Source organism: Salmonella sp. 2020_1395, assembly GCF_043848115.1.
In the GTDB taxonomy this organism is placed as follows: Bacteria; Pseudomonadota; Gammaproteobacteria; order Enterobacterales; family Enterobacteriaceae; genus Salmonella; species Salmonella enterica.
In genome coordinates this window covers 77,229-86,343 of record NZ_JBCMFH010000018.1, presented here as the reverse complement: position 1 = coordinate 86,343, position 9,115 = coordinate 77,229, and the positions used below count along the sequence as shown (strand labels likewise).

Sequence of the window (9,115 nt, the reverse complement as noted above, 5' to 3'; positions counted from 1 at the left end):
GTGGGCATCCTCTGCGTTGCCCATTCTGGCAATGGCACAGAAGTCGAATTGCCCCAGATAACCTGTGGTGGAAAGCTGAGTAACTTTGAGTTTTCCACCTATTGTCCTCCACGTACCGGATTGGCACGAAAGTATTGCCCCTGTATTATCGCGGCCTACAAGGCCGTTAGGCGAACATGATGCGCCAGCAACGGCAGTTCTTTCCAGTTGTAAGTATTCACCAGTATAAAGGCGACCATCAGCACGAACAGTACCGCCTTTCACCTGACCGCCGGTATAGATGCCCTTGTTGTTTACACTTCGAACCCATGATCCGTCGGACATATAAAATCCGCCACCGTGAGTTTCATTGAGCCAGCCTTTGCTGTTACGAGTAATTAACCAACCATTATTACTTCTGATATCACCGCCAGCGGTGACATTTACGTCAAAGTTTCCGCTATTGCCTTTTACCTGACCGCTGAAAGTGCCATTTACACCATTCACATTGCCGCTGAAATTACCAGTCTGGGCATTTACTGCCCCAATGTTATTCAGGTTATTTGATCCCATATCAATGGCCGTGTGCATTTTGTTTAAGTCAGGGCGACCATTGACCTGGAATCTGTAAAGACGATCAGTGTCCTCTGCTGCACCACTAAGTTCATCTGTCGATAACAGTACGGCAATATGCCCGTTACCGCTTTTGGCACCATAATTACTTAAAGCTACTGACCAGGAACGTAATGCACCTGTGGCTGTTTTGCCGTCCTGGATATATCCACCAAGACCAGTGGTAATATCCTTAGCCATCTGGATAAGTGCTTTCACTGGATAAGGGGTGCCACCACTGGATACAACCATTGCCTGTAGTAATTCCGGGTTTTGGGTGTTTCGAACTACATATGCCTGTAACCGCTGCCCCTCGCTGTTTGTCTCAGTAAAGCCGCTGGACAAAAAGCCGGTATTTTTCAGCATGGTTGTCGTGATAACGGCAGGGGTTGTTGTGGTACTACTGGCCTGGAGAGTTGTGTAGTTTTTCCCTATATAAGAGCGGGCTGCACTGGCCCAGTTGCTGACAAGACGAGCTTCAGCCTGCCAACCTTTGGTTTTTAAATAGTCCTGCCATATGCCTGCACCCCAGGCAACTATGATCATAACAATCAATAAAGCCGCGCCAATTTCCAGCGATGCCCAGCCTCGGTCATATTTTTTCATCAGATTACCCATAGTGGTTGATAAAGATTATCCAGTAGCAAAAGGACATGGCCAAGACACAGCCATGGACCCAGTGGGCCTTCTTTATGTCCTTTTATGCACCATGTTGAATGCCATAAGACAAATCCTCCTGCGCCCAGCAACACACTCCATATGGCGTTATATAGCCCTGACCATGCGGTAATACCTGCAATAAGCCACAGGTCTCCTGTGCCAATATTAAGACGATGGCGGTTAACCAGTTTATGCAGACAGAATAAGACAATTGCGGCAGAGACAATTTCTGTTGCACGGAGCCACCATATATCAGTTGTGATTTGTGATAATATTCCAGCGATTAAAAAACGCCTGGTGAATGTACCCGGTAAGAGGCCTGTTAGTGCATCCGTTACTGCCATTTGCAGCATGAACGAAAGAATAAGAACAGCATGAATACGGTAGATAAGTGGGGATGACGATAAAATAATTAATGCCACAGCTATACTATATAGCCATATTCCTGACAGAACTGCAGTGTGTGTCTTATACCAGAGATGTTCTGTATCAGATAAAAAATAACGAACTCTGAATAACAGAGTTCGTCCAATAATGGAAAATATGAACATCAATGGGAGGATATAAACAGGGGAGAGACTTATGCCTACGATTGTCTGCATTGTCTGCCTCCCTGCCCGGGAAGGCATATCCCTTTCATGTCACGATAAATTCTCCATACTTTATTAGCATATTGCTCTCTTGTTTCATGTCTGTCCTTACGGAATCCGGCATTGTATGACCCAAGGCAATTCCAGCTGACGCCACATATCTGAAAATGTCTTGCCAGTATCCAGCTTCCTATATGGATATTAAGACATGGTTTGGTAATTAAATCCTCAGACTTTTTGATTACGCCCATCTTTATAAGCTTTGGAATATGGGTTGAGTTTATTTGCATCAACCCATAATCCGTACTACTGGCTTTGCCTGTTTTTCTGTCCTTATTTATGTTAATTGCGCCCGGCTTCAATGAAGATTCCCCGGCAGAAATGGCCTTCAACAATAATGGTTCAATTTGATAGCGTGCGCCGGCGGCGGCAAAGCAATTGTCCCACTTGTTAGTCCAGATTTGTTTGGGGGCGATGTATGAAGCTCGGGCGGGATAAATAAGAGAACAAAGCAGGATTAATGAAATAAGTCTGAGGGGCACTTTACCCCCGGACATTAAAACTCCTTAGCCATTGATGGTGAAGATTAGTTTGTTTGTACCGGTGCTGCCATTATCAGCTGTGCATTGCGCACTGGCTTCTTCAGTAGTGACTTTTCCATCACTGTGAGCCGTACTGTTCAGGGTAATACCGTTAGTTAAACCAGTACGACTGATTTGTGTGGCAATCTGGATACAGGCATCCTGTGGGACTTTTTCATAGGTGACGGTAAAACCATTGTTGAAACCTGATGTTGAAGCCGGAGCAACAGTTACGGCACCGCCCCATGAGTTATAGAGCGTTGCTGTACCTGATGATGGAGTACCACGCACTGTCATGGTCTTGGGTACGCCACCCATCTGAATGAGAGCACCCGTCATTTTGGCTCCACTGGTAAACGTATATCCATCGCTACCTTTTAGCAGCCCCTGAGTACTTGTGATGATTGTCTGTATGTTCGAACTTTCATTTGCCACACCGGTTCGTGAACGCAACATATACAATCCACCAAAAACAAGGGCAAGTACGATAATTACAACAAGTGCTATTGCACCCTGTTCCATAATACCCCAGCCTTTGTCATGAGACGTTTCTTTCTCATTTTTCTTCAGAACGTTAGCATTAATATTTTGAATTAACATAAATACCTCGTTTTATTTAAATACTACCCATACTGTTGTCGCCAATAGACTGAATGTCTACAACGGCCATGACCAGTAACAGGAGTGACATGACAAGAAATATCAGCATAATTAAACGCACAACAGCTGCTCGTTTTTTTACACGCTCCAGCGTTTGTACAAGCCACCGTTGGCCATAATTGCCGATTAGCTCCGTTGCACCATCTCCCTGTAATAAAGACAGAAAGTTGGCAGACTCCCTGGAAGGGAAATGATAACCGCACTGTCGTAAAGCCAGCCCAAGGTGATCCCCCTGGCGGACGCGGTAAATAATGCTGTCAAGGCGTGTACTTAACCATGGTGATGCAAATTCCTGAAGAACGTTCAGTGAGTTGAGCGTTGTCATTTTGGCTTTCAGAAGTGCAGCCATATTCAGGAGGAATGCTGCCCCCTGTATATCCTTATAAATACTCCATGGCATTATATTGTCAGCCAAAGAGCGGCTTTTCCAGTTTTTCAGAGACCATGATATTACACCTGTGACCACTGCAAAAAGAACGGCACATATAGCGCCGTAATTATCGACAAACAAAGATAATCCATAGAGAAAACCAAGAGCACCACTCCATGAATCAGGGGAGCTTATTTTGCTCAGTACAGGTATTAGCTCTGTATTAAGAACATATAATGTCCCCGTCATCATGATTAACAATCCCACCGGGTAAATAGCCATTTGCCATATGGCCTGATGGAGTTGCTTTTTGGCATCTGTAAGCGTGGTGGCAAATTGTAATGCATCCACAATGGAACCACTTCTTATTCCGGCACTGATTACTGCAGCCTCTTCCTGGGGAACCCATAAACCAAGAGTATATTCCAGAGAGTTTTCGCCACTGTTTTCACGAAGAGACTCAATACAGTCTGTGGCCAGTTCAGCAAAGGGGTGCCATTTTCGTCCAAAGTCTGTCCAGGCATCCCGCATCTGTTCCAGTGCGGTCTTTAATGGCTGTTTATTTTCCAGCAGAAAACGCAGAGCTTCGTAAAACTGCACCCTGTAGGGGGCGCTGAACGTTTTTCTGACAATGAAACGTCTCAGCCGTTGACTGAAATTCATTTCACGCATGTTGTTCTCCTGTTAGGCATCATCGATGCTGAGGCGTTCGTCTTCGTCCAGAGGGATGATTCTGTCGGCTTCAAGAGGGTCCACCAGGCCTTCATTGATACGGCGAAGCAGATGCTCCACACGACTGATGCCATGCATGTTTTCAAGCCAGTATTTACGTGCTGCAACTTTGCCGCGTGTTTTCAGAATCTGAAATAAGCGATTATCAGGTTCTATCACTTCAGCAATTACGGTCCTGCCGGTGAGGCCTTTACCTATTTCACCGCGCTTTCTGCCGTTAATAATTACGTCGTGATTACAGTCGGAGCATCCGTGAGGATTTCGGAACCAGATATTATCTGTACTGCAGAGTGAATCTTTATTGCAGTGCCGCTCAAGGTAAGCGCGGTCGTCTTCGCTAAGTTCAGGTACTCGCTTTTCCCATGGAATACGGCAGGAGGGACACAGCGTTGGTACAAGGCGCTGGCTTATCATCCCAATCAGTAATTGCGCATCACAAATAAGATCGGCATTCATACCCATCGTAATCATTCGCTCCGGTATACCCAGAGCTGAGTTTGTATGTAATGTCGTCAGAACGATGTGACCGGTCTGAGCCGCGTAGGTGGTTGACATCATCGAGACAAGATCGCGCATTTCCCCTTCCATGATGGCATCGGGGTCAAGTCGCATTGCCGATGAAATAGCACGACTCCATGCCAGTTTGACGGCCTCTTCGTCGGATTTGTCACAGATAATCGGGGTTTGTGTTGCCCCCAGTATCTGTCCTTCCAGCGGATCTTCGATCGTCAGCAGGTGTCGCCCCTGATTATCGTCAAGATATACACGGCAGGCACTGCGTAACGTTGTTGATTTACCCGAACCTGTTGGACCAGACAGAACAATTTTCCCTTCCGGGCGGCGCAGCATGACGTTCAGCAACCGGATTTGCTCCGGTATAAAGCCCAGTTGCTTAAACGTGGGAACTTTGTCTCCGTCATCGGGTATCAGGCGCATAACCGCAATCAGACCATCTCCCGTAGGTCTGTGACTGTATCGTGCACCAAATATTCCTATTTTTCGCATTAATTGTGGGGACAGGCGCGCATCCTGTTCCCTTTGAGGGAAGAAACTGGTTTCAGTGACATCAGCCATTGACAGAATGGCTGTTGCGCAAAGTGAATAACCCAATGCAGGTTGATCTTCATCTACAGTCTGCAGTTCACCGAATATTCTCATGCGAACTTTGAAAATAGACTCTGAAATTAAAAAATGAATATCCGAAGCACCAAGTTTTCTGGCCGTTTCAAAATAGGAGAGAACTTTCTTCTCACTTTCACTGACATCTGCAAGATCTTTCAGATGAATAATCCGTTCTTTCGGACCTTTATTTTCATCATCCTGACCGGCTTCCTGTAACTCAGACAGCGAGACTACTTTTGGGGTGATGTCAGGGTATAACTTTAGCAGTTCCTGGAGATTACTCTGTACGTCAGGTCTTGTTCGCTGATTTGTTTCGATGAGAATTTCATGGGTGTCTCCCCGGGATATAAAAAGGAGAGCATCCTTCAGATTATATTTGTCCATATCACATCACTCAGAAAGTAAGGGTGGTGCCATCACTTAACGTGACGCCAGACAATGAGATCGACTTCACCGTGACGGATGTACCCGGAAGCTGGCTACCAGTGGTGACGCTTGTCTGACGTCCATCAGCCATGCGAAGAACGGCATGAAGACGTTTATCTTTGCCGTTTATTTCCATAATAACGGGCAATTCCTTTCTGTTTTTAGATGTCGGCTGCTCTGAAACTGATGGCAAGGAGGCAGTCACACCAGAGAAACCTGAAACAGTTTCTGATGACAGATTAACATCTGATTCTTCGAGTTGTTTCTGTAGCTGTGCGCCCTGAACTTTTGCCTGTAAAAGAATATTCCGGTTTTGTTGTGCTTCAAGTTCTCCTATTGTGACAAGAGGTTGTGTTGTTGCAAATGAAAAACCAGAGAAGAAAAATATGGATGGAATAATGAGTAATTTACCTGGACGCATATATATGACCTTCTGAGGAATAACTGAAAGTACCGCCGTTTAATTCAAAATGGATATTGCTCAGACGAACGCCGGTATCCTGAAATAAAGGGAACAACTCATCAGGATTTACAGGCGTTGATAAACTGAACTGATATTCTTTCCATTTCTGAACAGGGGCTGGTTCACCATCGTTACCTGGTAATGGTTCCGGTATGGCTATTTCATTAATGGCCGGCGTTAACTGTTTTTTCTGAAACCACGTGAACACCCGCATCAGTTGTTCTGAGGGGGCAGGGACTGCCTCATCCCTGCGGGGCAGGGAAGGCAGTGGCCGGGTTACAGAAGCCAGGCGTGCACCATCTTTAAGGTTAAAGTCAGGAATAACATTAAAGATTTCTTTGCTTCTTGCCAGAAAGCCTTCAATAGTTCCTCCTGGCTGTCGTTCGTAAATCAGTGTGAATGTCTCGGGAGTACATGTTCCACCGGTAAGTTTCCAGCCTTCTAGCGCGACCGGTGATGGTTTTCGAAGGTCCGCGCAGGCTTTCAGAAAATCACTGATTACAGGTTGTGACGCCCATGGATGCGGGAGCTCCGGTGGTGGTTCGGGCTTTTTAAACTGTAATCTTGCCCGTGCAGCTATCTCCTCGGCGGTCGGTCCTACATCAGGCTCTGGCTGAGTCATCCAGAATACTGTGCCTGCGCCGGCTGCTACTAAAAACAGTACGGCAGGAAGTGTGAATTTGCTGCGATTGCCGACAGTAAGTTTGCAACGGCGGAGGTCTGCTGATGATAACCGGGTAATAATACTTTCCCAGTTATCAGGATGTTCCAGAGACGATACAACCTGCCATTTTTCGGGGGGCTCTTCGTTCATCGCCAGAAAAAGGCTGACCTTTTGGGCAACGTCGGCATCATTTCCTGATAAGTCAGCCATAACGGCAGGCTGGCCATTAATGGAAGCAAGGAATAAGAGCTCCTTATCGCTGTACCGGAAGACACCGTATCCATTTCTGACCCATGAGCAGAAAGCCAGTGCCAGGGAAAAATAATGATTGCGTTCTGGCCTGGTCAGTATTCCTGTGCCGGTAAGGCGGCTGATCTCTCCACGGGAATTTCTGCTGCCTACAGTCACTTTCAGGGAGGTAAGCCGTCTGGGTTTTACATGAGACTTGTGTTTATGATGTGAGGGGACGCGCTGTTTTTTTACGACAGGAGTCCATTTAAGACAGGCAGCCCACACGCGATGATTTACTTTAGGATCTGCGAGAAGCACTACCGGGTTGATATCTTCATCAGCCATTATTGCCTCCTGACGGGAAAGTCGGGGTAATGATGATCACAAGCGTGCTGCGTTCATTTTTCCCGGTTTGTGAACCACCAAATAATGGATTTGCTGGCGTAAACGTACCGGCTTTACTTGTCGTCGTATTGTTCTGATCGAAACCAGTAACGACAAGTGATTGCCCTTCTTTCAGATTGACCTTCTGGCTCAGTGAACGCAGTTTGGTATATGGCATTTCGATGTAACTGTTTCCGTCTTTTGACGTAAAGCTACGGATAGTTGGGGGATCAGACAGATTAAAGTTCATCTGCAACTGGAGATTGCCTGTTTTCTGAATTAAAGGCAGCAGGGTCATATTGAATCCAGTGGTGATCATGCCCGGTGTTAATGTTGTTGTTGCTCCTACATCCGTAGTCGTAGTTGTTGCTGACTGGGCGACGTAAACTGTCTGATCTGCCATCTGGATAGGTACCGGCGTCAGGTTTGTGACCGTGCTTTCTTGTGAAGTTACAACGCTGACATCGCCTTGTTCACTCAGTGCTTTAATCAGAAGGCTGGAACCGCTGAATTTGGCGGCATTCCCTGTTGCCGTATCCAGAATTGATACGCCTGCAGATGTAGCGCCTGTAAAATCTCCGCTTGCATTGTTCAACGTTGCTCCGGCGGAATGTAGCGATTTGTAAACAAGGTTCCAGTCCAGACCGAACTGCTCGTTTCTGGTATTGCTGACGCTCAGAACCTGTACGTTCAGGGCTACCTGGCGGTTCATAATACTGTTTTGTTCGTCCACATATCGTGCGACGGCTTCCTGGACAGCAGGAGTATCAGTGACTGTTAGCGTTGAGCTCGATGCAGATAACCAGTAACGGCCTTTTTCTGGTGTCAGCATCGCTTCAATAGTTTTCCGGATGTCTTCATACAGGTCGTATTCCTGACCGACGGTTGTGCTCTGAGAGGACGTAGCATCACCGGATGCTGAGTTATCCTGGCCTCCTGTTGCCCCCATTGTGCTTGTTGAGCCAGAGCTGACGCTGGAACTGCTGCTGGTTTTGGTGTTCAGCATATGAAGTGGATACGTTCTGGTTTCAGTCAGATAGAATACAATCCGACCATTATCCATGCGCCAGTACAGACCGCTTCGGCTGGCCATCAAATCCAGAAGACCATTGATATCTCCCTGCCACATGAGGTTATTCAGCGTTAATGGCTGAGTGGAGGTAGTCATTGTTGTGCTGCCCAGGCTGCTTAACGGCAGACGACCATTTTCATCAGGTGCTGGTAGTGTCCCAGTCATCTGGCGGGTAGCGCCTCCTTCAAGAGTTGAATTGGCTGCGTCAGGGGTGATGATTACGGGGATGCCGCATACGGCAGTAATACGTTGCCCCAGTTCCTGTAGAGTGATCTCTCCTTTTCTTGCCTGCGTGATGTAGCAGGCCGGAGCTGTTTGTTTTTTCTCTCTTGATACCTGAGCGACCGGAACAGGGTTTATCCATTGATTATCGAGCCAGGTAAGAGCCTGTGATTTGCGGGCAGAAAGGGCTGATACCTTTTCCCGTGCATGTGCTGAGTCCTCCTGTGCTTTTTTCTGCATTTTATTGATTTCGCTGAAAGTACATCCGGAGATGGAAAGAGCGACGGCGATCATGCAGGGGAGCACCGCCAGCTTCATTGAACGCTGGTGTGATTTTTTCATGAATA

The 9,115-nt window shown here is 46.8% G+C and carries 9 protein-coding genes; all 9 read right to left on the bottom strand.

Translation table 11 applies throughout. The annotated features are described in order from the left end of the window. A partial coding sequence (locus tag ACH0WD_RS21500) for a shufflon system plasmid conjugative transfer pilus tip adhesin PilV (protein WP_238431244.1) occupies window positions 1-1,197 on the bottom strand: 1,197 nt, incomplete at its 3' end. After that, entirely contained in the window at window positions 1,197-1,853 is a 657-nt protein-coding gene (locus tag ACH0WD_RS21495; protein ID WP_001193551.1) for an A24 family peptidase, read from the bottom strand. The genes ACH0WD_RS21495 and ACH0WD_RS21500, both read right to left, overlap by 1 nt. Beyond that, the gene (locus ACH0WD_RS21490) at window positions 1,838-2,398 is read right to left on the bottom strand and encodes a lytic transglycosylase domain-containing protein (protein ID WP_000014005.1); all 561 of its coding nucleotides are present in this window, start codon (window positions 2,396-2,398) and stop codon (window positions 1,838-1,840) included. Before ACH0WD_RS21490 ends, ACH0WD_RS21495 begins: the two co-directional genes overlap by 16 nt. 9 nt (window positions 2,399-2,407) lie before the next feature. Continuing rightward, a complete protein-coding gene (locus tag ACH0WD_RS21485) occupies window positions 2,408-3,022 on the bottom strand; it encodes a type 4 pilus major pilin (RefSeq protein WP_000908228.1) in 615 nt (204 codons plus the stop codon). A gap of 16 nt (window positions 3,023-3,038) precedes the next feature. Continuing rightward, a complete protein-coding gene (locus ACH0WD_RS21480) occupies window positions 3,039-4,124 on the bottom strand; it encodes a type II secretion system F family protein (RefSeq protein WP_001208803.1) in 1,086 nt (361 codons plus the stop codon). A 12-nt stretch (window positions 4,125-4,136) separates the two neighbouring features. Further along, window positions 4,137-5,690, bottom strand: a complete 1,554-nt coding sequence (locus tag ACH0WD_RS21475) for a GspE/PulE family protein (protein WP_000362204.1) — start codon at window positions 5,688-5,690, stop codon at window positions 4,137-4,139. 10 nt (window positions 5,691-5,700) lie between these two features. Beyond that, window positions 5,701-6,153, bottom strand: a complete 453-nt coding sequence (gene pilP / locus ACH0WD_RS21470; RefSeq protein WP_001247333.1) for a type IV pilus biogenesis protein PilP — start codon at window positions 6,151-6,153, stop codon at window positions 5,701-5,703. Further along, the gene (gene pilO2 / locus ACH0WD_RS21465; RefSeq protein WP_021513967.1) at window positions 6,140-7,435 is read right to left on the bottom strand and encodes a type 4b pilus protein PilO2; all 1,296 of its coding nucleotides are present in this window, start codon (window positions 7,433-7,435) and stop codon (window positions 6,140-6,142) included. Before pilO2 ends, pilP begins: the two co-directional genes overlap by 14 nt. After that, the gene (locus tag ACH0WD_RS21460) at window positions 7,428-9,110 is read right to left on the bottom strand and encodes a PilN family type IVB pilus formation outer membrane protein (RefSeq protein WP_000748143.1); all 1,683 of its coding nucleotides are present in this window, start codon (window positions 9,108-9,110) and stop codon (window positions 7,428-7,430) included. The genes pilO2 and ACH0WD_RS21460 overlap by 8 nt, the downstream gene beginning before the upstream one ends. Window positions 9,111-9,115 lie beyond the last annotated feature (5 nt).

Coding starts and splice junctions, on each gene's coding strand:
- pilP (WP_001247333.1), bottom strand. CDS start 6,153: ATGCGTCCAGGTAAATTACTCATTATTCCATCCATATTTTTCTTCTCT.
- ACH0WD_RS21475 (WP_000362204.1), bottom strand. CDS start 5,690: ATGGACAAATATAATCTGAAGGATGCTCTCCTTTTTATATCCCGGGGA.
- pilO2 (WP_021513967.1), bottom strand. CDS start 7,435: ATGGCTGATGAAGATATCAACCCGGTAGTGCTTCTCGCAGATCCTAAA.
- ACH0WD_RS21495 (WP_001193551.1), bottom strand. CDS start 1,853: ATGCAGACAATCGTAGGCATAAGTCTCTCCCCTGTTTATATCCTCCCA.
- ACH0WD_RS21490 (WP_000014005.1), bottom strand. CDS start 2,398: ATGTCCGGGGGTAAAGTGCCCCTCAGACTTATTTCATTAATCCTGCTT.
- ACH0WD_RS21485 (WP_000908228.1), bottom strand. CDS start 3,022: ATGTTAATTCAAAATATTAATGCTAACGTTCTGAAGAAAAATGAGAAA.
- ACH0WD_RS21460 (WP_000748143.1), bottom strand. CDS start 9,110: ATGAAAAAATCACACCAGCGTTCAATGAAGCTGGCGGTGCTCCCCTGC.
- ACH0WD_RS21480 (WP_001208803.1), bottom strand. CDS start 4,124: ATGCGTGAAATGAATTTCAGTCAACGGCTGAGACGTTTCATTGTCAGA.